Origin of the sequence: Cohnella abietis (assembly GCF_004295585.1) — a bacterium.
GTDB lineage: Bacteria > Bacillota > Bacilli > Paenibacillales > Paenibacillaceae > Cohnella > Cohnella abietis.
The window spans coordinates 5,151,953-5,172,500 of the sequence record NZ_AP019400.1; the positions used below are offsets into that span (position 1 = coordinate 5,151,953).

General features: G+C 48.2%; 14 protein-coding genes, 15 tRNA genes and 3 rRNA genes (1 of these 32 only partly in view). 1 reads left to right on the forward strand and 31 read right to left on the reverse strand.

Features of this window, described 5'->3' with window-relative positions; genetic code table 11:
* Positions 1 to 26: 26 nt before the first annotated feature.
* The 3 genes from KCTCHS21_RS22730 to KCTCHS21_RS22740 all read right to left on the reverse strand — a co-directional run bounded on the left by KCTCHS21_RS22730 (position 27) and on the right by KCTCHS21_RS22740 (position 3,532).
* Entirely contained in the window at positions 27 to 950 is a 924-nt protein-coding gene (locus KCTCHS21_RS22730) for an ABC transporter permease (RefSeq protein ID WP_130616664.1), read from the reverse strand.
* A 23-nt stretch (positions 951 to 973) separates the two neighbouring features.
* Entirely contained in the window at positions 974 to 2,638 is a 1,665-nt protein-coding gene (locus KCTCHS21_RS22735) for an ABC transporter substrate-binding protein (RefSeq protein ID WP_130613707.1), read from the reverse strand.
* A 270-nt stretch (positions 2,639 to 2,908) separates the two neighbouring features.
* A complete protein-coding gene (locus KCTCHS21_RS22740) occupies positions 2,909 to 3,532 on the reverse strand; it encodes a TetR/AcrR family transcriptional regulator (RefSeq protein ID WP_130613709.1) in 624 nt (207 codons plus the stop codon).
* Between the two features lie 270 nt (positions 3,533 to 3,802).
* Here KCTCHS21_RS22740 and KCTCHS21_RS22745 point away from each other — a divergent pair, with 270 nt between their 5' ends.
* Entirely contained in the window at positions 3,803 to 4,498 is a 696-nt protein-coding gene (locus tag KCTCHS21_RS22745) for an SDR family oxidoreductase (RefSeq protein WP_130613711.1), read from the forward strand.
* A 186-nt stretch (positions 4,499 to 4,684) separates the two neighbouring features.
* Here the strand turns inward: KCTCHS21_RS22745 and KCTCHS21_RS22750 are convergent, their stop codons facing one another.
* The 28 genes from KCTCHS21_RS22750 to KCTCHS21_RS22865 all read right to left on the reverse strand — a co-directional run.
* The gene (locus KCTCHS21_RS22750) at positions 4,685 to 5,695 is read right to left on the reverse strand and encodes an ABC transporter substrate-binding protein (protein ID WP_157994106.1); all 1,011 of its coding nucleotides are present in this window, start codon (positions 5,693 to 5,695) and stop codon (positions 4,685 to 4,687) included.
* A gap of 114 nt (positions 5,696 to 5,809) precedes the next feature.
* On the reverse strand, positions 5,810 to 7,468 hold the full coding sequence (locus KCTCHS21_RS22755; protein WP_130613716.1) for a helix-turn-helix domain-containing protein: 1,659 nt from the start codon (positions 7,466 to 7,468) through the stop codon (positions 5,810 to 5,812).
* Positions 7,469 to 7,702: 234 nt separating this feature from the next.
* A tRNA-Leu gene (locus KCTCHS21_RS22760) sits at positions 7,703 to 7,788 on the reverse strand.
* Positions 7,789 to 7,806: 18 nt separating this feature from the next.
* Positions 7,807 to 7,883, reverse strand: a tRNA-Arg gene (locus KCTCHS21_RS22765).
* Positions 7,884 to 7,898: 15 nt separating this feature from the next.
* Positions 7,899 to 7,972 (reverse strand) — tRNA-Cys (locus tag KCTCHS21_RS22770).
* Between the two features lie 16 nt (positions 7,973 to 7,988).
* Positions 7,989 to 8,063, reverse strand: a tRNA-Gly gene (locus KCTCHS21_RS22775).
* A 7-nt stretch (positions 8,064 to 8,070) separates the two neighbouring features.
* Positions 8,071 to 8,144, reverse strand: a tRNA-Gln gene (locus KCTCHS21_RS22780).
* A gap of 28 nt (positions 8,145 to 8,172) precedes the next feature.
* Positions 8,173 to 8,248, reverse strand: a tRNA-His gene (locus tag KCTCHS21_RS22785).
* Positions 8,249 to 8,272: 24 nt separating this feature from the next.
* Positions 8,273 to 8,346 (reverse strand) — tRNA-Trp (locus tag KCTCHS21_RS22790).
* A 15-nt stretch (positions 8,347 to 8,361) separates the two neighbouring features.
* Positions 8,362 to 8,445, reverse strand: a tRNA-Tyr gene (locus KCTCHS21_RS22795).
* An 18-nt stretch (positions 8,446 to 8,463) separates the two neighbouring features.
* Positions 8,464 to 8,539: transfer RNA gene (locus KCTCHS21_RS22800), tRNA-Thr, on the reverse strand.
* A 16-nt stretch (positions 8,540 to 8,555) separates the two neighbouring features.
* Positions 8,556 to 8,631: transfer RNA gene (locus KCTCHS21_RS22805), tRNA-Phe, on the reverse strand.
* A 22-nt stretch (positions 8,632 to 8,653) separates the two neighbouring features.
* Positions 8,654 to 8,730, reverse strand: a tRNA-Asp gene (locus tag KCTCHS21_RS22810).
* A gap of 20 nt (positions 8,731 to 8,750) precedes the next feature.
* Positions 8,751 to 8,827 (reverse strand) — tRNA-Met (locus tag KCTCHS21_RS22815).
* 96 nt (positions 8,828 to 8,923) lie between these two features.
* A tRNA-Glu gene (locus KCTCHS21_RS22820) sits at positions 8,924 to 8,998 on the reverse strand.
* 20 nt (positions 8,999 to 9,018) lie between these two features.
* A tRNA-Ser gene (locus KCTCHS21_RS22825) sits at positions 9,019 to 9,111 on the reverse strand.
* 3 nt (positions 9,112 to 9,114) lie between these two features.
* Positions 9,115 to 9,190, reverse strand: a tRNA-Asn gene (locus tag KCTCHS21_RS22830).
* A 35-nt stretch (positions 9,191 to 9,225) separates the two neighbouring features.
* Positions 9,226 to 9,342: ribosomal RNA gene (gene rrf, locus KCTCHS21_RS22835) — 5S ribosomal RNA — on the reverse strand.
* A gap of 119 nt (positions 9,343 to 9,461) precedes the next feature.
* Positions 9,462 to 12,388, reverse strand: a 23S ribosomal RNA gene (locus KCTCHS21_RS22840).
* Between the two features lie 316 nt (positions 12,389 to 12,704).
* Positions 12,705 to 14,260: ribosomal RNA gene (locus KCTCHS21_RS22845) — 16S ribosomal RNA — on the reverse strand.
* The 16S, 23S and 5S rRNA genes sit together here with 15 tRNA genes alongside, the layout of an rRNA operon.
* A 570-nt stretch (positions 14,261 to 14,830) precedes the next feature.
* The gene (locus tag KCTCHS21_RS22850) at positions 14,831 to 15,484 is read right to left on the reverse strand and encodes a response regulator (protein WP_130613718.1); all 654 of its coding nucleotides are present in this window, start codon (positions 15,482 to 15,484) and stop codon (positions 14,831 to 14,833) included.
* 2 nt (positions 15,485 to 15,486) lie between these two features.
* Positions 15,487 to 16,551: a GAF domain-containing sensor histidine kinase gene (locus tag KCTCHS21_RS31790; RefSeq protein WP_232057928.1), complete on the reverse strand. Its 1,065-nt coding sequence runs from the start codon at positions 16,549 to 16,551 to the stop codon at positions 15,487 to 15,489.
* A complete protein-coding gene (locus tag KCTCHS21_RS31795; RefSeq protein WP_232057929.1) occupies positions 16,476 to 17,501 on the reverse strand; it encodes a hypothetical protein in 1,026 nt (341 codons plus the stop codon). The genes KCTCHS21_RS31790 and KCTCHS21_RS31795 overlap by 76 nt, the downstream gene beginning before the upstream one ends.
* 59 nt (positions 17,502 to 17,560) lie before the next feature.
* Positions 17,561 to 17,884, reverse strand: coding sequence for a hypothetical protein (locus KCTCHS21_RS31800; RefSeq protein ID WP_232057930.1), 324 nt, complete (start codon positions 17,882 to 17,884; stop codon positions 17,561 to 17,563).
* Positions 17,857 to 19,260, reverse strand: a complete 1,404-nt coding sequence (locus tag KCTCHS21_RS31805; RefSeq protein ID WP_232057931.1) for an ATP-binding protein — start codon at positions 19,258 to 19,260, stop codon at positions 17,857 to 17,859. The genes KCTCHS21_RS31800 and KCTCHS21_RS31805 overlap by 28 nt, the downstream gene beginning before the upstream one ends.
* Before the next feature lie 18 nt (positions 19,261 to 19,278).
* On the reverse strand, positions 19,279 to 20,184 hold the full coding sequence (locus KCTCHS21_RS31810; protein ID WP_232058266.1) for a serine/threonine protein kinase: 906 nt from the start codon (positions 20,182 to 20,184) through the stop codon (positions 19,279 to 19,281).
* 110 nt (positions 20,185 to 20,294) lie between these two features.
* Positions 20,295 to 20,468 carry an S-layer homology domain-containing protein gene (locus KCTCHS21_RS22860; RefSeq protein WP_130613720.1) on the reverse strand — a complete coding sequence of 58 codons (174 nt, stop codon included), beginning with the start codon at positions 20,466 to 20,468 and terminating at the stop codon, positions 20,295 to 20,297.
* Between the two features lie 7 nt (positions 20,469 to 20,475).
* Positions 20,476 to 20,548, reverse strand: partial view of an S-layer homology domain-containing protein gene (locus KCTCHS21_RS22865; protein ID WP_130613722.1) — the 3' portion only. It continues 80 nt past the right edge of the window; 73 of the gene's 153 nt are visible here — the last part of the coding sequence; its start codon lies off the right edge, out of view — the gene reads right to left on this strand; the stop codon is at positions 20,476 to 20,478.

Here is a 20,548-nt window from a genome sequence, read left to right on the forward strand (position 1 = left end):
GCCTTCACTGCTTCATCCGATACTAGTTAAGTTTCACGAACTCTGGGATCGATGATCGCATAAGAGAGATCAACAATAAGATTAACAATGATATAGAGTGAAGCTGTTAGAAGAATAGCTCCTTGGACAACAGGCAAGTCCTTCGCCATAATAGCATCAAGAATGATTCTTCCTATGCCTTGTCTAGCGAAAACAGATTCAATAACAACCGCACCCGCCAATAGCTCACCCAACAGCATACCGATCATTGTCACTGCAGGTATTAGGGCGTTCCGCAGTACGTGTTGATACATAACCGTTCTCTCTGGTAGACCTTTTGCCCGTAGCGTCCGAACAAACGGTTCATTGATTGCCTCTAACATGCTGCCACGTACCATGCGGGCAATGAGCCCAGCCCCAACAATCCCCATTGAAGCAGCAGGGAGAATAAGATATTGGAAGCCACCAACACCCGAGGCTGGAAGCCACTGCCAATGAACAGAAAATATGAGTACAAACAAGATGGCCACCCAGAACGTAGGCATTGAAATTCCAAATAGACTGAGCAATCGAATCAAGTGATCAAGGCTGCGATGGCGATAGACTGCTGACAAGACTCCCAACAACACGCCTAACATAATGGCAATGGCCATACTGAGTAGAGTTAACGAGATTGTAGCAGGGAACTGTGTCATCAGCTTGACCATTACTGCTTCATTATCAACAAGTGACTTCCCAAAATCCCCGTGAAACACTTTGCCGACATACTGAAAGTACTGTTTATACAGCGGCAGATCCAATCCAAACTCATGTCTCAGATTATGCACGACCTCAGGTGAAACCGGGTTACCAGCGATCTTAATATTCACAGGATCTCCAGGCAGTAAATGAAGAAGGGAGAATACAAGCGTTAAGGTACCAAGTAACACCACAACAGAGACCAATAATCGATTTACGATTACTTTAAGCATTCCCACCTCCCACCTCCTGCTTATTAATTTGAAATCACTGCATCATAGAAAACCGGATACCCTGGAAAGTCAAATGCAATTCCGCTTACCTTCTTGCTTGAAGCTACTGTGTATGGATAAACATACATAGGAATAGTAACCACGTTTTTCACGAAATATTGCTGCAATTCTTTGTAAATCCCAATCCGTTTCTCAGGGTCGGCTTCCTGATAGCCATCCGTCAACAATTGCTCAATCTCAGGATCATAGAATCGAGCAAAGTTAGAGTTAGCAAATTCATTCGTAGACCAGTTCGCTCTTGAGTACAACGTTCTTAAAATATCAGGATCACCTCCAGCAAAGCTTAAGCCTGCTAGATCATAGCTACCAGATTTAAGTGCATCCACGTATGGGCCGGCTGCCGTAATCGAAAGAGTCAATTTAACTCCAATTGCTTTTAGCTGCTGCTGTACGATTTTTATAATATCCTCACGTTTTTCCCTGTTACCTGTTAAGTCGATATAATTCATTGTCAGGGGTTTGCCGTCTTTTTCTCGAATATTATCTGAACCAAGCTTCCAACCAGCTTCCTCTAGCAACTGCTTGGCCTTATCCAAATCCACCTTATATCCATTTTCTAAGGAAGTATCATACCCCAAAGTTGAAGGAGACAATGAACTCCATGCTCGTGGAAATGTACCTAGGTAGAGAGAGTTCACGATGGAATCGACGTCGATAGCAGATTGTACTGCTTTACGCAAATTCACATCGTTCCATGGCGCTTTCTGGTTATTAAAGGTTAGTGCATATGTGGCGCCTGGGAGAAGAACCTGGTGTATTTGGTAGTTGGAATCTTTTTTCAATGCAACAATGTTTTGTGCTGGAATCGATTCAGCAGCAAGTACCTGACCGCTTTGTAAGCTGCTTACGCGAGTTGCTTCTTCTGAAATAAGTTTCAACACTAGCTTATCCACATATGCTGGACCGTTATGAGTCGCTGCAGGAGATGCCCAATTATAGTCGGCATTTTTCTCTAAGACGATTTCTGCATTTGGCGACCAAGAAACAAACTTAAAGGGCCCTGTACCTACAGGATTCTGGCCGACTTTATCACCATATTTCTTGAACGACTCAGGTGATTGAATACCTAGAGTTGATTTAGCCGCATTACTTAAAAAAGGAGTAAATGCTTCTTTGAAATTGACTTTCAACGTAAACTCGTCAATAACTTCAGATGATTCATACGGTCCAAGTAGCTGCTTTGCATATACTGACGTGCCCTTCGGGTCAGCACTCCGGTCAAAGTTGAATTTAACCGCAGCAGCATTGAATGGCGTGCCATCGTGAAAAGTAACGTCGTGTCGGAGCTTGAACGTGTAGCTCTTCTGATCAGGTGAAATGTCCCAAGATTCTGCAAGCCAAGGCTTAATTGTATGATCAGGCAGTTCTCCCACGAGACTATCGAACAAATTGCGACCGATTCGGAATTCAATATCAGATGAGGTTTCCCCTACATCTAAAGTATTGGGAGAACCCGCAAGAGCAAAGGTCAAATTTCCACCGCTTGCTTTGGAAGAATCTGAAGCTTCTGAGGTTGATTGTGTGTTTGCCGAAGATTTCGTGTTGCCAGTGCTGCAACCTGATAGGATAATGGCAAAAGCTACGGTCATTACAGTGACCAGCTTCAATTTGTTAAATGAACGTTTCATTATTACACCTCATTTTTTTAGCTCGAACGATATCCTTTAAGTGATTTTATCGGATAGGAATACACGGGATTACACCACAGGTTGACCGCGCGTTCAACCTGTAGCTTATTATATTAAGTTCCCCGCCTGCTGTCAATTTTATTTTTTCATCATCCATTCATGCTAAAAAGCTCTCTACATGATCAAGTAGAGAGCTTGCTAACATATATTCAGCCGCACTTTCCTTATAAAACCAACGTTTCCGCAGGCTTTTCAAGGTTTTCCTGCTTTTTAACGAAGAAACAGCTTAAGTGCATTCTCAACGGCAATCTCATCAAAGATTCCTTCATTCCTTGTATTTTCCATAAACATTCCATTAACTATAGATGAATAGTGAATGGCAAGCTGGTATGATGGTCCTGCTATTAGCTGTCCACTTTCTTGTCCTTGTTTAAATAATTCAGCTATCGTGCGCCTGTTAAAATCATAGGCCTGATTCACATTATTCTTATAGGGCTCGGGTAGTTGTTGAAAGTTTAAGAATTGCATGGAAAATGCCAAATTAAACTGCATCCCAATCCCTTCGTCTCCAATTAGCTTAGATATACGCCGGATAACTACATCTTTGGCCACTTTACATAGCCTGTCCCAAGGCGTTCCTTCCATTACATAAAGAAGATCGTTCGCATCCTTTTCCGACATACCTAATATATCTGCAGCCAAAATACTGTATAGCTCTTCTTTGGACTCAAAATAGTTATAAATAAGTCCCTTACTCATTCCCGCTGCCTTAGCGATTTCGCTAATGGTGGTAGCTTGAGGCCCATTGGCAACGAAAAGCGGAAGTGCTGATTTCAGAATATGTTTTTTCTTATCTTCACGAAGCTGAATGTCTTTTTCATGATTTCTTGGCATCTAAAATCTCCCTTAGTTTACATTCTATAAAGTTAATTATACATGTTATCTCTATTTTATTTGCTACTATATTAAACACAAACAGCCCTGGCTACTCTCCGCCAAGGTTCTACGTTCTCGCAACGTTATATCACTCTCCGTGGTCCAGGTCAATCCGCTTGTAGCAGTCCTTTTCTAACGATGACACTTTAATAAGATTGCTTGCATGGCAGCGCTAGTGATGTGTTATCCTATGAATAAAAGTAAAAGAGACTTGAGGGAGAAGACACCATGAATCTAACAAATCAGCGAGTTGTAATTATAGGCGGTAGTACAGGAATTGGTCTGGGTACAGCAAAGGAAGCAGTTAAGCAAGGTGCAAATGTCGTGATTGCAGGGCGGTCATTAGAAAAGCTAAAGCAAGCGCAATCCGAAATCAACAGTGATTTGTTGCAAATATTACAGGTAGATAATAAGGATGAAGATTCTCTAAAATCATTTTTCCATCAAGTTGGTCAGTTTGATCACTTGTTCACTCCAGGAGCAGCTTATGTGCTTGGCCCGATTACTTCTGATAAAGAGGTAGCAGAGAGCTGCTTTCAGAATAAATTTTGGCCGCAATACTATGCTGCAAAACACGCTCTCCCTTATATCGCTAAGGAAGGATCTATTGTTCTAATGTCGGGCGCAGCGAGTCAAAGACCTATCCCTGGGGTTGCCTCGTATGCTGCATGTAATGGGGCCATTGAAAGCTTGGGTAAGGCGCTTGCTATTGAGTTGGCACCGATTCGAGTTAATGTAGTATCCCCAGGTACGATAAAGACGGAGAAAGATCGCAAAGAAGCCTACGAGGCGTATGAGGGTATGGCGCTTTTAAGACGCGTAGGCGATGTGAATGAGATCGCTCATTCTGTTATTTATTTAATGACAAATACCTATACAACAGGCACCACTTTATTTACTGATGGCGGGTATGTATTACAATAGCTTGCCATTTCGAAGTGATGTGAACGAGTAACGGGCTGTTTACAAAAAGACCTTCAAAACCACTTTTATAGTCGTTTTGAAGGCTCTTTTATTTATGGGATTAGCTCTTTTGAACATACCTCTATTCCCTTACTTGGCGCGCCCTAAGAGATTCGAAAGTAGCAGTTAAATCTAAAACCCGAAGCATCATTTTTTCAGCTCTTTCACAATATCGACCGACTTTTCGAGCTGATAATTTAGCGCCAAGGAGTTGTAGATGAACCAGTAATCCTCATCTAACATGTACACCTTTTTGTTTTTGACAACCGGGATGTTTTTCCACAAGCCGCTCTCCAGCAAATCTTTGTACAGGGTCTGACTATCCTCATCTCCGTTACGAACCATCAGCAAAATATTATCCCCTGCAAACTCCGGTAGCATCTCCTGTGACGCATCTGCATAGACAAATTCATCTTCCTTACCCTCATACAGCTTCTGTACCTCTGCCGGTGCTTTAATGCCGAGCGAACGATAAAATACATAGCCAATATTGCGCTGCCCGTAGACCCGAAGATCGTTTTTGCCCATAATGGCAAATATGCTGACTGTCTCATCCGGGCTCATGAGCGCCGCTGCTGCTTGCTTGTACTCTGCTTCCTTGGCGCGGAACTTCTCAAGCCATTCCTCCGCTTCCTTCTCCTTGCCAAGCAAAATACCGACTTGCTCGACCTGCTCGAAAGCATTAAATGCCGTCCATGGCAGAAGCACTGTCGTTGCAATTTTCGAGTATTGCTCGTACAGATCTTCATTAGCGGTAATGATAAGATCCGGGTTCAAGGCTACAACTGCCTCTAAATTAACAGGCGAGCCGATATCCTGTACGTTTCCGATCAAGCCGGTTTCCATCGAAATTTTATCCTCCAGCTGATAGGTAACCGCACCTATAGGAACGCTGCCAAGCGACAGCATCTGCATCAAATACTGGTCGGTAACGACTCTCTGAGGATGCGTAGGAATTTCCTTCTCCCCTTTAATATCTGTATATTTCTTAACGGCTTCAGCTCCAGTATCAGCTTGGTCCGCTTGCTCCTTTCCCTGCTCCACCTTGGATTCATTTTGAGGCGTGGTAGGCGTCTCAGCCGTTTTCGAACCACAAGCACTAAGCACGGCAAACATCAGAATGGTAATGCAACATAACAGTAAAGCACGTCTAAACAATGGAATTCCCCCAGCTCTTTGATTATGAAAATCATTATCAATTACATGCTTTTCATTATAGAGGGAAACAATTCCGCTATCCATACCCTATTGTTCGGACTTGCATTTGGACTATTAATAGCGAATCGAATCAAATAAAGCTACCGCACGCTGTAGCTGCAACGAAATGGAAATCGGATTGTACGGAACCCACTCCTCCTGATCCAGCATATGAATTGCCTTACGCTGAACGGCGGGCAGGCTTTGCCAATGGGTTGACTCAAAGATGCGGTCAGCATGAGCCATTGAGCCTGTAGCATCTGAAAAAACAATGACCAGCAAGCGATCCCCCGCGTAATCGCCAAGCTCCTCGGCTTCGATCGGAATGGCATGAAACTGTTCGCCATACTCCTCCAGCGCCTTTCCAATTATTGCTGGCGGGCGCAGCCCCAGCGAATGGTAAATGGTATACCCGACATTGCGCGCACCGTATACCCGCAGCTCCTTCGGGTCCAGCACTAAAATCGTAATGACTTCCTCCGCTACAGGTAAAGCTTGAATATGCTGCCGTGCCATCAGCTCCTCACGCTCGAAATTTGCCAGCCACCGCTCTGCCGCTTCACTGCGATGGACCGCTTTGGCGATAAGCAGCAAGTGAGTTTTCCAGCCGACCTCCAGCCAAGGAACTTCAACTACAGGTGCAGCCACTCGCAGTTGCTCCGGCGTTGGTCCCCAATTCATCAGCGACTGACGCGTTGTAATAATAAGCTCGGTATTCGTCTCCGCAAGCGCAGCCTTAATCTGCTCAAGCGTACATTCCGGGTCAAAAAAAACGGTCGTTTCAGCAAAATTGAGCCCTTCCGCTTCAATGAACCCGCTCTGCTCCAGCATTTCAACGCTAGGCTTGATACCAAGTGTCAGCAGATGTCCCCCATAAGGGGTTAGAAGTGCTGCAATACGCTGTGGCGCCTCTGTCATATAGCTTGAGGGCGAGCGGCCAGTCTGCTGCTTAAACCGGCGACTTAAGTAAAATTCATCCTTGTATCCGACCTTCTGTGCAATGTCGCGAAGCATCCCACCAGTACCTTTAAGCAATTCAATTGCCCGATGAATACGCAGACGCGAAATATATTCACTTGGCGAGCACCCGGCAAGACGCCTAAAAAGAACAGAATAGTGGGCTTCACTTACCCCCGCAATGCTGGAAAGCTGCTCGCGTGTTATTTTACTTGCATAATGCTGCTCGATAAAGGTAACGCTCTGCTCCATCCCCCGCTGCTCACTGGCAGCACTGCTCGCTTCATGCAGTTCCAGCAGCATTAGCACTAACTGGTGCAGCAACAATTGGTTCTGGGCATGGCGCAGCTCCCGTACGGGAAGGCGATGGAAGTAGAGCTCCTCCATATAAGTGACAATCGTAGCTGCCGCAGGCATGTAAAGAATCCCGGCGGCTGCCAGCAACGCGCTAGGCTTTGTCGATGCGACCGCAGCAGCCGGGACGACAGGTGGCAACGTGCTGATAGATAACTGGTAGGCATGCAGCGGCTTGCCGCGTGCCGTCAGCAGCGTTACATAGGTGTTGGCAGGCAGAAACATCGCGCTCCCTTCTGCCAGCTCATAAGTTTGCTCTTGCGTGTGCAGGCTTCCGCTGCCACTGGAAACGGCAATCAGCAACGGAAGCTCACTGCAAATATTGTAAATGGGCAGCTCGCTGCCGCAATATAACGCCTGAATACTGACAGCCGTATAGTTTGGAAATCGGGACTCCGCCCATTCCGGTGCATTATAATTCACAATGGAGCCTCCTTAACGACTTTCTCTTCTAAACTTCACACAATACCTCAGTTTAAGCCGTGTGCCCCTGTTTCGTCCAGACAGGCTATAAGTCCTCCACAGCGTATGCCGCTCAATCAATTCCCCTTACTTGGCGAACCCTGAAAGATTTGAAAGTAGCAGTAATATGAATAAGAACACAAAAAAAGCTTTTAAGATACGCAATTGCGTCTTAAAAGCTACTTGTTTAAGTAGTGGTGCCGGTGAAGGGACTTGAACCCCCACTCCCTTGCGAGAAACGGATTTTGAGTCCGTCGCGTCTGCCATTCCGCCACACCGGCATATTTAGTTCCCTTACTTGGCGCGCCCTGAGAGATTCGAACTCCCGGCCTTTTGATTCGTAGTCAAACGCTCTATCCAGCTGAGCTAAGGGCGCATACTGTAAGGATTTTGGAGGCGCCACCCAGACTCGAACTGGGGGTAGAGCTTTTGCAGAGCTCTGCCTTACCACTTGGCTATGGCGCCAAAGGCTTAAAGATTATGGAGCGGAAAACGGGGCTCGAACCCGCGACCTTCTCGTTGGCAACGAGATGCTCTACCACTGAGCTATTTCCGCATATGAATGGCTGGGGATCAAGGATTCGAACCTTGGATGACGGAGTCAAAGTCCGTTGCCTTACCGCTTGGCTAATCCCCAACAAGCTTTAATTTAATCTTAGTAAAAATGGGGCGGACGAGGGGAATTGAACCCCCGAATGTCGGATCCACAAACCGATGCGTTAACCACTTCGCCACGACCGCCATGATCGGGATATTAAAACTCTTTGGCAGGGGCAGCAGGAATTGAACCCACACTAACGGTTTTGGAGACCGCTGTTCTACCCTTAAACTATGCCCCTATGTAGAGATAAAACTGGTGGAGGATGATGGATTTGAACCACCGAACCCGAAGGAAGAGATTTACAGTCTCCCGCGTTTGGCCACTTCGCTAATCCTCCACGTTAGGAGATAAGAAATGGTGCCGACTAGAGGACTTGAACCCCCAACCTACTGATTACAAGTCAGTTGCTCTACCAGTTGAGCTAAGTCGGCGCGTTATTTAATTAAATGGTGGCTCGAGACGGAATCGAACCGCCGACACGAGGATTTTCAGTCCTCTGCTCTACCAGCTGAGCTATCGAGCCTTACTACGTTGTAAAAAATAAATGGCGGAGCTGACGGGATTCGAACCCGCGGTCTCCTGCGTGACAGGCAGGCATGTTGGGCCACTACACCACAGCTCCATGCTAGTAAGTAATTCATTTGGTTGCGGGGGCAGGATTTGAACCTGCGGCCTTCGGGTTATGAGCCCGACGAGCTACCGGGCTGCTCCACCCCGCGTCGTTAGTGACTGATTGCTTATTGAAGCGACATTTCTTATCATACCCTATATCGCCTATGTATTGCAACTCAATCTTGATAATTCTTTAAGATTAATGGTGACCCCTAGGGGATTCGAACCCCTGTTACCTCCGTGAAAGGGAGGTGTCTTAACCGCTTGACCAAGGGGCCATGCTTATAAAGGACTTCTGTGGCGGAGAGAGAGGGATTCGAACCCTCGAGACGCTTTAGACGCCTACACGATTTCCAATCGTGCTCCTTCGACCAAACTCGGACACCTCTCCAAATGGCTCCCCGAACAGGACTCGAACCTGTGACAACTCGATTAACAGTCGAGTGCTCTACCAACTGAGCTATCAGGGAATATAAGCATAACTTAAAGCTAAAATGTAATTCCGGCCTGGCAACGTCCTACTCTCCCAGGACCCTGCGGTCCAAGTACCATTGGCGCTGGAGGGCTTAACGGTCGTGTTCGAGATGGGAACGCGTGGAACCCCTCCGCCATTATTACCAGACCAGTTGTGTCGACACAGTCGTCACAAATACATTCACAAAGCTTGCGCCTTGAAAACTGGATGCGAAACAAAGCAGGAAGAAGAGTTGGTGATCTTGCATGTTACAGGTGTCTATTCGTTAGGATAAGCCCTCGACCGATTAGTACTCGTCAGCTACACACGTTACCGCGCTTCCACCCCGAGCCTATCAACCTGGTGTTCTTCCAGGGGTCTTACGAATTGGGAAATCTCATCTTGAGGCAGGCTTCGCGCTTAGATGCTTTCAGCGCTTATCCCTTCCGCACTTGGCTACCCAGCGATGCTCCTGGCGGAACAACTGGTACACCAGCGGTGCGTCCATCCCGGTCCTCTCGTACTAAGGACAGCCCCTCTCAAATTTCCTACGCCCGCGACAGATAGGGACCGAACTGTCTCACGACGTTCTGAACCCAGCTCGCGTACCGCTTTAATGGGCGAACAGCCCAACCCTTGGGACCTACTTCAGCCCCAGGATGCGATGAGCCGACATCGAGGTGCCAAACCTCCCCGTCGATGTGGACTCTTGGGGGAGATAAGCCTGTTATCCCCAGGGTAGCTTTTATCCGTTGAGCGATGGCCCTTCCATTCGGTACCACCGGATCACTAAGTCCGACTTTCGTCCCTGCTCGACTTGTAGGTCTCGCAGTCAAGCTCCCTTATGCCTTTGCACTCTGCGCGCGATTTCCAACCGCGCTGAGGGAACCTTAGAGCGCCTCCGTTACTCTTTAGGAGGCGACCGCCCCAGTCAAACTGTCCGCCTGACACGGTCCTCCTACCCGATAAGGGTAGTGAGTTAGAACTCCGATACGATCAGGGTGGTATCCCAACGGCGCCTCCAGTGAAGCTTGCGCTCCACCTTCAAAGGCTCCCACCTATCCTGTACAGACCGTACCAAAGTTCAATATCAAGCTACAGTAAAGCTCCATGGGGTCTTTCCGTCACGTCGCGGGTAACCTGCATCTTCACAGGTGCTAAAATTTCACCGGATCTCTCGTTGAGACAGCGCCCAAGTCGTTACGCCATTCGTGCGGGTCAGAATTTACCTGACAAGGAATTTCGCTACCTTAGGACCGTTATAGTTACGGCCGCCGTTTACTGGGGCTTCAATTCATAGCTTCGGGTTGCCCCTAACCACTCCTCTTAACCTTCCAGCACCGGGCAGGCGTCAGCCCGTATACTTCGCCTTACGGCTTCGCACAGACCTGTGTTTTTGCTAAACAGTCGCTTGGGCCTCTTCACTGCGGCCCCCTCGTGCTATTCACACTACCGGGGCACCCCTTCTCCCGAAGTTACGGGGTCATTTTGCCGAGTTCCTTAACGAGAGTTCTTCCGCGCGCCTTAGAATTCTCATCTCGCCCACCTGTGTCGGTTTGCGGTACGGGCACCTTCTCCTGGCTAGAGGCTTTTCTTGGCAGCGTGGGTACATGACCTTCGGTACTGTGATTTTCCCTCCCCATCACAGCTTGAGGTATCAGAGTGCGGATTTGCCTACACTCCCCTCTTACTGCTTGGACAGACTATTCCATCAGTCTGCGTCGTTCTCCTCCTGCGTCCCCCCATTGCTCATAACGGATTACGGTGGTACAGGAATTTCAACCTGTTGTCCATCCACTACGCCTTTCGGCCTCGCGTTAGGTCCCGACTTACCCTGGGCGGACGAACCTACCCCAGGAACCCTTAGGCTTTCGGCGGACAGGATTCTCACCTGTCTTTTCGTTACTCATACCGGCATTCTCACTTCTATGCAGTCCACCAGTCCTTACGGTCTGACTTCTACCCGCATACAACGCTCCCCTACCCAAGACACATAGTGTCATGCCATAGCTTCGGTGGTGTGTTTAGCCCCGTTACATTTTCGGCGCAGAGTCACTCGACCAGTGAGCTATTACGCACTCTTTAAATGGTGGCTGCTTCTAAGCCAACATCCTGGTTGTCTTCGCAACTCCACATCCTTTCCCACTTAACACACACTTGGGGACCTTAGCTGATGATCTGGGCTCTTTCCCTCTTGACAACGGATCTTAGCACTCGCTGTCTGACTCCCGAGTATACATACATGGCATTCGGAGTTTGACTGGACTTGGTAACCCTTGGCGGGCCCCGCACCCAATCAGTGCTCTACCTCCACGATGCTTTACCTCGAGGCTAGCCCTAAAGCTATTTCGGGGAGAACCAGCTATCTCCGAGTTCGATTGGAATTTCTCCCCTACCCCCACGTCATCCCAGAACTTTTCAACGTTCACGAGTTCGGGCCTCCAGTGCGTGTTACCGCACCTTCACCCTGCACAGGGGTAGATCACACGGTTTCGGGTCTACGACCACGTACTTATTCGCCCTATTCAGACTCGGTTTCCCTTCGGCTCCGCCTCATCAGCTTAACCTTGCACGTGAACGTAACTCGCCGGTTCATTCTACAAAAGGCACGCCATCACCCCTAGATCGGGCTCTGACTTCTTGTAAGCGCACGGTTTCAGGTTCTTTTTCACTCCGCTCCCGCGGTGCTTTTCACCTTTCCCTCACGGTACTGCTTCACTATCGGTCGCCAGGAAGTATTTAGCCTTGGCAGATGGTCCTGCCGGATTCCCACGGGGTTTCTCGTGTCCCGCGGTACTCGGGATCCGTCTCGGAGAGAAAGTACTTTCGGCTACAGGGTTTTTACCTTCTGTGACGGGCCTTTCCAGACCTCTTCGCCTAATACTCTCTTTTCTTACTCCATGTGAGACGTCCCACAACCCCTAAGAGCAAGCTCTTAGGTTTGGGCTTCTCCGCTTTCGCTCGCCGCTACTGACGGAATCACTTTTGTTTTCTTTTCCTCAGGGTACTTAGATGTTTCAGTTCCCCTGGTGTGCCTCCAACGACCTATGTATTCAGTCGAGGGTAACTACCCATTACGGTAGCTGGGTTTCCCCATTCGGAAATCTCCGGATCAAAGCTCACTTACAGCTCCCCGAAGCATATCGCTGTTCGTCGCGTCCTTCTTCGGCTCCTGGCGCCTAGGCATCCTCCGTGCGCTCTTATTAGCTTAACCAATGCTCCGAGATATCGATTGCTGTTTCTCCGATGCCCGCTCATTACCAAGCTCCCATCAGAGATGGGCGACAGTAACGCTCGTGCATGAGTCGAACAGAATCGATATCTCTACGCATACATAGTAGACACTAGTAAGGCATAGATGATACTACTCTTCTTCGCGCTTTGTTTCGCTATCCAGTTTTCAAGGTACAAGGTATTTAATTTATTACTGAAAGAGGATTGCTCTTTCAAAACTGAACTTGAGCGTAAGAAACGAATTGCCATCCTACCGAAGTAGCTATGGACTTTTATAACCCCGAAGGGTTCCTTAGAAAGGAGGTGATCCAGCCGCACCTTCCGATACGGCTACCTTGTTACGACTTCACCCCAATCATCTACCCCACCTTCGGCGGCTGGCTCCCTTGCGGGTTACCCCACCGACTTCGGGTGTTGTAAACTCTCGTGGTGTGACGGGCGGTGTGTACAAGACCCGGGAACGTATTCACCGCGGCATGCTGATCCGCGATTACTAGCAATTCCGACTTCATGCAGGCGAGTTGCAGCCTGCAATCCGAACTGAGACCGGCTTTGTTGGGATTGGCTCCACCTCGCGGTTTCGCAGCCCGTTGTACCGGCCATTGTAGTACGTGTGTAGCCCAGGTCATAAGGGGCATGATGATTTGACGTCATCCCCGCCTTCCTCCGGTTTGTCACCGGCAGTCAACCTAGAGTGCCCAGCTTAACCTGCTGGCAACTAAGTTTAGGGGTTGCGCTCGTTGCGGGACTTAACCCAACATCTCACGACACGAGCTGACGACAACCATGCACCACCTGTCTCCTCTGTCCCGAAGGCCGCCTCTATCTCTAGAGGATTCAGAGGGATGTCAAGACCTGGTAAGGTTCTTCGCGTTGCTTCGAATTAAACCACATACTCCACTGCTTGTGCGGGTCCCCGTCAATTCCTTTGAGTTTCAGTCTTGCGACCGTACTCCCCAGGCGGAGTGCTTAATGTGTTAACTTCGGCACCGAGGGCATGATACCCCCAACACCTAGCACTCATCGTTTACAGCGTGGACTACCAGGGTATCTAATCCTGTTTGCTCCCCACGCTTTCGCGCCTCAGCGTCAGTTACAGTCCAGAGAGCCGCCTTCGCCACTGGTGTTCCTCCACATCTCTACGCATTTCACCGCTACACGTGGAATTCCGCTCTCCTCTTCTGCACTCAAGTTCCCCAGTTTCCAGTGCATCACGGGGTTGAGCCCCGCACTTAGACACCAGACTTAAAGAACGCCTGCGCGCGCTTTACGCCCAATAAATCCGGACAACGCTTGCCCCCTACGTATTACCGCGGCTGCTGGCACGTAGTTAGCCGGGGCTTTCTTCTCAGGTACCGTCATCGGATGAGCAGTTACTCTCACCCTTATTCTTCCCTGGCAACAGAGCTTTACGACCCGAAAGCCTTCCTCACTCACGCGGCGTTGCTCCATCAGGCTTTCGCCCATTGTGGAAGATTCCCTACTGCTGCCTCCCGTAGGAGTCTGGGCCGTGTCTCAGTCCCAGTGTGGCCGTTCACCCTCTCAGGTCGGCTACGCATCGTCGCCTTGGTGAGCCATTACCCCACCAACTAGCTAATGCGCCGCAGGCCCATCCACAAGCCGCAGATTGCTCCGCGTTTCCCAATTCGACCATGCGATCAAATTGTTTATCCGGTCTTAGCATTCGTTTCCGAATGTTATCCCGATCTTATGGGCAGGTTGCCTACGTGTTACTCACCCGTCCGCCACTAACCAAGTTCAGGAGCAAGCTCCTAAACAAGATCCGTTCGACTTGCATGTATTAGGCACGCCGCCAGCGTTCGTCCTGAGCCAGGATCAAACTCTCCATAATAGTGAAGCCGAAGCCTCGTATTAAAGAGCCTTTGAGGCTCAATCTTTACAACTGGTTTGTCTTCCGATAACCAAAGTTATCTTCGACGATTTGTTCGTTTTCTTACGCTCAATGTTCAGTTTTCAAAGAACAATTACTGTTACCATTTTGTCTCGTTATCGCTAACGGCGACTTTTATAATATACCACAGACCGAACCGTAATTGCAAGAACTTTTTTTATTCCATTTCTTGGTGGTCATTATTTACTACGGCTGCTTGCTCAAGCTTTTTTAGCAGCGAGATGTAATTTATCACAGAACGATACACAAAGTCAACAGTTCATTCGACAAAATTTGCAGTATTTAATATTAATCTACTTTCGTCTAGCATTGCTCAACCAATCCCACAGAACGCTCTCGGGTGCGTCTGACTCACAGAGGACTCCACTTTTTCAGCATAAAGAACTCCTCACATGCCAGTAATACCAAGTTAACGCGCTGTTCAAGTGTCCCTTTTAAAGCAACCCTTAACGCGCCTGAATTAACGAAAAAACGCCACTGATTAAGGGCGCTTTCGTACTAATGATTATGTCAATTAAGACCTTGAAGACGCATGATGGCTTGTGCCCGATCGACGACATTCAATTTACTATATAGACTGCTAATGTAGTTTCTGACCGTCCCCTCAGCAATATGCAGAGCGTCGGCTATCTCGCGGTTATTCAATCCACGTAGAATAAGTCTTGCGATCTCCTCTTCCCGTTCTGTCAGTTTGAAGCTATCGAGGCTTGATTTATGTCCATAATCATAATCCCCAGCGATCTGATTCACTCTCATTACCAATTTAGCCGCGACGGCAGCCGGAAGAACGAACTGGCCGGCAGCCGTATCGCGGATCGAGGCGATCATTTTGTCCCCGTCCATGTCTTTTAGCATGTAGCCGTTGGCTCCGTTAGCCATTGCTTCGACGATGTAATCCGTATCGATAAAGGTCGTAAGAATCAAAATGCGCGTGTCCGGACAGCTCATCTTGATCCTTTTTAGCGCGGCAATACCGTCCATTACCGGCATCTGTATATCTAGCAAAGCAAGAGTCGGCTGAAGCTGCTCTACTAAGATGCAGACTTCCTCGCCGTTCTTAGCCAATCCGACGACTTCCATGTCGTCTTCCAAATCCAGTATTGTCCGAAGTCCTTCCCGCGTCAGCATCTGATCGTCGGCAATAACAAGCTTGATCTTCTTCATTATTAATCCTCAATCTTCCGTGATGGATAGGGTAAATCGATCCTCAATAAGCAACCTTGTTCTTGCCGGGAGTCGATTGCGAGCGTGCCGCCCAATTGCTCCACGCGATCCTTCATCGCTCTCAACCCAAAGCCCATCTTAATTGTTTCTGAACCCTTCCCGAAATCATCAAGCCTGAAACATACTTTCGAATCAACGCTATGTAAGCTGAATCGGAATTCCGCGCTTCCTCCATGTCTAATCCCATTCGTCAAATCTTCCTGCAACGCATGATAGATCGTCTTCTTGTGAGTTGTCGGCAGTTCAATTAGCTCCTCCATCTCCGATGAGATGATCACTCCAGTATTACGCTCCGTATCTCTCATTAATTGATTCAGCATCGCTGAAAGATCGGAGTACCTGTCCTCTTTCAGCATATGTACGGAGCTCCGAATTTCGTTCAAGCCATGGCGGACGAGATCTTGCGCTTCTTTTAACCGTTGCGTGGCTTCCCCGGCATCCTTACTCATCAGTCGTTTGCCCGCTTCAATCTGGATAACCGTCGAGGTAAGCGTATGTCCGACAATATCGTGAATTTCCTGCGCGATACGGCTTCGTTCCTCATAGACGGATACTTCAGCCAGCGCCGCGGAAGTCTCTAGCATCGAGCGCTCCAGGCTGCGCGTCCGCTCCTTCACCTGATCCTCCAAACTATTCTTCAGCTCTTGAATGGCCGTGAACAGCTTGGCATTCGCGATAGAGATGACAGATTGCGCCGCGAGCAGCTTCAAGACGTCCAACCGCTCCGACGTGAACACGTTAGGTGATAGCTTATTCTCCAAATAGAGCATGCAAATCTTCTTATTCTGATGCATAATCGGTAGGCAAAGGATGGATTTTATCCCATTGTTCTTCACATAAGGGTTATGGGTGAACATCCCTTCTTTGGCGGCATCATGCAGAATGACTTGCTCTCCCGTTCTAATAGAGTAACCGACAATTGCTGCGGGCATCATATGATGCTGCTCAATAGGGATAGACTCAATCGGGATGGATCCGATGTTAAGCTCCTCTGCCGTTCCAAACACTTCGACAGTCCATCCTCCTCGAATAAGAGCGCTCCGAAATCTGCTCCCGCATTCTGAAGCATCGTACGCATCATCGTGTCCAGCAAATTACCCATTTCCATTTCGCCGGACATTGCTTGAGCGGATTGAGCCACGGAGGAATAATCGATGCGCTCTATCCCCGACTCCCGCTTGATATTCAGAAGATGGACGTATTGTTGCTCCATATCAGCCGCTTTCACGTTTGCACCCCATTGGAGATAGGATTCATACGCTTCCGTTAAATAAATTTTCGCCAGATGCAGCTTACCTTGACTAATTCCATATTTACCACAGCATTCCGCAGCTATGGCTACATCATGGATAAGACCGTAGGTTCTAGCCCACTCAATCGATTGAGAGTACAACTGTTCGGCTTGCCGACTTTTCCGCTTCAGCCGGGCCATTTCGGCTTTAATTAGCAAGTATTTATGCCAATAGCTTTCTGGGCAACGCTTAGCAAATACATGTATTCTCTTAAGACGTTCACGCAAGCCTGACCAGCACGCTCGTTGTTCTTTTGAAGGAAGCTCCTCGAAGAGCTGTGCCCAGACGAGCGCCTCGTATGTGAAATGATGAGTATTAATAATGTCCGTCGGGCGCAATGCGATAATCGCCGCTGACTTCTTCAACCACTCGTTCGCCTCTTGATAACGACCTAAGATATAATCCGGAATATAGTGATACCCACAGACCTCTTCCTCAATCAATTGAGGGTTATCACCATGAACCGATTCGCTAAAGCCCGGCTTGCACACTTCATCGACCGGGTATGGATCTCCGGACGCACGATATCCAGTAAGCCGCTCACAGGTTGCAACCAGTATGGTCGCCTGCTTCCATAAAAGCTCGTTGTTATGGCGTCGAAACTCACCGGAAGACGCAAGCATCCGTTCGTAAATTTCCCTAAGCGGATACCCGAACTGTAACATCAAACCGCAGCTGATTAGCACACTCTGATTTCCTTGCCACAGATCTCCAGACTCCAGCCCTACTTTGCCAGCATGCTCGCTAAATGTCTCAAGTAGCTCCGGCTTATATTTGCGCCAGCTGTCGTGACACACGTTTGAAATCCCAAGGAGATGACCTCCGCGTAATTGTCCTGGCTCGATTCCAATCGAATCATGATGTTATAGACAAGCGCTTTGTCCACATTGGAGGTCGCTTTCGTCAGCAACAATTGGAACATCTCGTTCGCCTCGTCGAAATTAAAACATAGAAATTCGAGTTCCGCCCGCTCCCTAAAAACTCGGAAAGCGAGCGTGTAGTGTTTATCCCAATCGACCTCTACCAGTAGCTCCACGGCTTGACGCATATATCCCAGAGGGTCTCATATGCGGTAGATTGCTTCGCTTTCAATCCTGCTAGCAAATTCAAATCAGCCAATTCCAGCTTTTGTTCTGGGCGCTCAAAGTGATTTAATGCACGGTTCAAATGGTTGACTACTTCAAACTCGTTGACGTCTCCGACCATTCTCAAGCGTTGCGCCAGCGACATCCCTATTCTCATATGCAGGTCGGAGCAATCGTAATCTTCGAGTAACTCATAAGCTGCTTGCTGAATCCGGTCATGCTGAAATTTGTACTGACTGTCAACCTCGCTTAATACTTGTAGGTATCCTTCGCGTACGGCATAATCCAGAATGCCCGATAATTCGTCAGCGGAGTGTTCGACAAAAGGGAGTAGGCTCTCCAATGCAAATGAGCTTCCTAAGAATGCGGCTCGACTGAGCGCTAGTGCGGTGGAAGAAGGCAGATGCTTAATCTTCACCGAAATGTATGCAGCGACATTATCAGCAACGTTAGTCTCGGTTATATGCAATAAATTCCATAGCCATCGTCCGCTATATTCATCGAATTCGATTAATTTTGCCTCGAACAAATCTTGAAGGATTTGCTTGAGAAACAGAGGATTCCCATCCGTTTTTTGCAACAGTACCGAGACAAGACCGTCGATATCGCGCATAGCATCACTCAGCATATGCTTCAAATCCGCAGATTGCAGCGGGTTTAGATGAATCCGGCTCATTGTCGCGCCTCGCTTCGCTAATCGAATCTCAATGTGGCTTAGTGCATTTGGCACCCTAAACTTCTCTTCCCGATAAGCCGCGACGACAAGTAGATGTTTCGTCTTCCAATCTTCCAATAAATAAGCCAAGTATTGAAGCGAGGCTTCGTCCGCCCATTGAAGGTCGTCAAGAAACAGAACAAGAGGTCTTTCCCGGAACGCAAACAGCTGAAAAAAACGATTCAGAATGAGATGGAACCGACTTTGGGCCTCAAGCGGTGGTAGCGGCTGTATAGCCGGCTGTGGTCCGATCAACAATTCCAGCTTGGGAACCCGTTCAATCAGGATTTGTGCATAACCCTCTAAAGCGTCCAGAATGCGTAACTTCCATACTTCGTTCTGTAACATGCTCTCCATCAATAGTTGACCAACCAATTCATCGATTGCCTGAATCCATACAGAGTAAGGGGGTGAAGCACTTTGAGAATCGAATTTACCCTTGGCAAACACCCCTTCCTTTGGCACCGCATTACGAAGGGTTTCCATGACGAAGAAGGTTTTTCCTATTCCGCCTCCGCCGCTTACTCCGACAAACTCTACCGTTTCTTCTGTCGTGCGTTTCAGCGCGTCGAGAAGAAACGCTTGCTCAGAGCTCCGACCGTAGAGGCACGACGGAATGATCATTTGATTCGAAATGTCCCGCTAGGCCAGCGGGAACGATTCTACCTTCCCCATTTTCTCCAGCATGGTCAAACAGGTCTCCAAATCCGACTTGAGCCCATACGCGCTCTCATATCTAGCATCAGAGCTTTTCTCCATACATTTACCGATAATGTCGGACACTGCCCTAGGAATAGAGGCATGCTTATCATGAAGCGGTTGAGGTACGATTCCAAGATGATGATAGACGATGTTCAGCACGTCTTTTAGCTCGAACGGCAAGCTGCCGGACAACCATTCGTATAAGGTAACGCCTAGCGAATAAAAATCCGAACGATAGTCCTGCACCACTCCCGTTCTGCCCGTCTGCTCTGGGGAAATATAAGGCAGGAGCGAATCCGGACGGCCCGTTAAGGAAGACAGTGGGCTCTTATCGAATTCGCTAGAACACAGGCGAATATCGACGAACTTGGCTTCGTAGGTTTCCAAATTGACTAGAATATGACAAGGTGTAATCTCATGAAGCGTAACTTTCTCACGATAAATTTTCATCAGACTGTCGGCAATTGCTACAGCAACACGAAGAAGCTCGGGTAACCCCTGGCCGTCTCCACGCAAACGCATCATTTGATCGAGTGTTTTTCCGCCAATATCTTGAAGAAGCAAAAACGGACGATCCGATTCGGTCTCCAAGCTATACGCTTCCAACGTACCCCTGCCGTCCAACCTACGAAGCATATCGTATTGATATTGAAAGGCCGATACCTGTTTCTCGTCCGGATACGCCTCGCGCGTCGTCATGGCAATGACACTCAGCCTATCCTCATAACGTTGCAACCGATATAAGCTGATATCCTCTTGGTCTCCGAGCATTTCTATCGTTCGATAACCCTGCAATTCAAACATCATGTCAAACTCCCTGGCTGCATTGATTGTCGGAACTTTCATGTTCAAGCCCTTTCCGCTTATTATATTATCGCAATAAGCAAAATCGATCTATTTGACAAGAAGAGGCTATTCCTCCGGGTCAGTGGAATAACCTCTTCTATTTAATCCTTTTACTTACTCTTCTGCTCTAGCATTTTTAACAGAACCGTAACGGCTTCCGCTCTTGTTGTAGTCGCTTTAGGATCAAATCTGTTGCCGCCTTTGCCTGATACAAGTTCAAGCTTATTCAAAGCGCCTACTGCGCCTTTCGCCCAAGCTGGAATGTCCTTGTCATTCCAGCTCATAGAACCACTAATTTAACAGAACCGTAACGGCTTCCGCTCTTGTTGTAGTCGCTTTAGGATCAAATCTGTTGCCGCCTTTG

What these genes read in the sequence shown, in the direction of transcription:
- KCTCHS21_RS22730 (WP_130616664.1), bottom strand. Translation starts at nt 950, where the DNA reads ATGCTTAAAGTAATCGTAAATCGATTATTGGTCTCTGTTGTGGTGTTA.
- KCTCHS21_RS22735 (WP_130613707.1), bottom strand. Translation starts at nt 2,638, where the DNA reads ATGAAACGTTCATTTAACAAATTGAAGCTGGTCACTGTAATGACCGTA.
- KCTCHS21_RS22740 (WP_130613709.1), bottom strand. Translation starts at nt 3,532, where the DNA reads ATGCCAAGAAATCATGAAAAAGACATTCAGCTTCGTGAAGATAAGAAA.
- KCTCHS21_RS22745 (WP_130613711.1), top strand. Translation starts at nt 3,803, where the DNA reads ATGAATCTAACAAATCAGCGAGTTGTAATTATAGGCGGTAGTACAGGA.
- KCTCHS21_RS22850 (WP_130613718.1), bottom strand. Translation starts at nt 15,484, where the DNA reads ATGAAGAAGATCAAGCTTGTTATTGCCGACGATCAGATGCTGACGCGG.
- KCTCHS21_RS31795 (WP_232057929.1), bottom strand. Translation starts at nt 17,501, where the DNA reads ATGTTACAGTTCGGGTATCCGCTTAGGGAAATTTACGAACGGATGCTT.
- KCTCHS21_RS31800 (WP_232057930.1), bottom strand. Translation starts at nt 17,884, where the DNA reads ATGCGTCAAGCCGTGGAGCTACTGGTAGAGGTCGATTGGGATAAACAC.
- KCTCHS21_RS31805 (WP_232057931.1), bottom strand. Translation starts at nt 19,260, where the DNA reads ATGATCATTCCGTCGTGCCTCTACGGTCGGAGCTCTGAGCAAGCGTTT.
- KCTCHS21_RS31810 (WP_232058266.1), bottom strand. Translation starts at nt 20,184, where the DNA reads ATGAAAGTTCCGACAATCAATGCAGCCAGGGAGTTTGACATGATGTTT.
- KCTCHS21_RS22860 (WP_130613720.1), bottom strand. Translation starts at nt 20,468, where the DNA reads ATGAGCTGGAATGACAAGGACATTCCAGCTTGGGCGAAAGGCGCAGTA.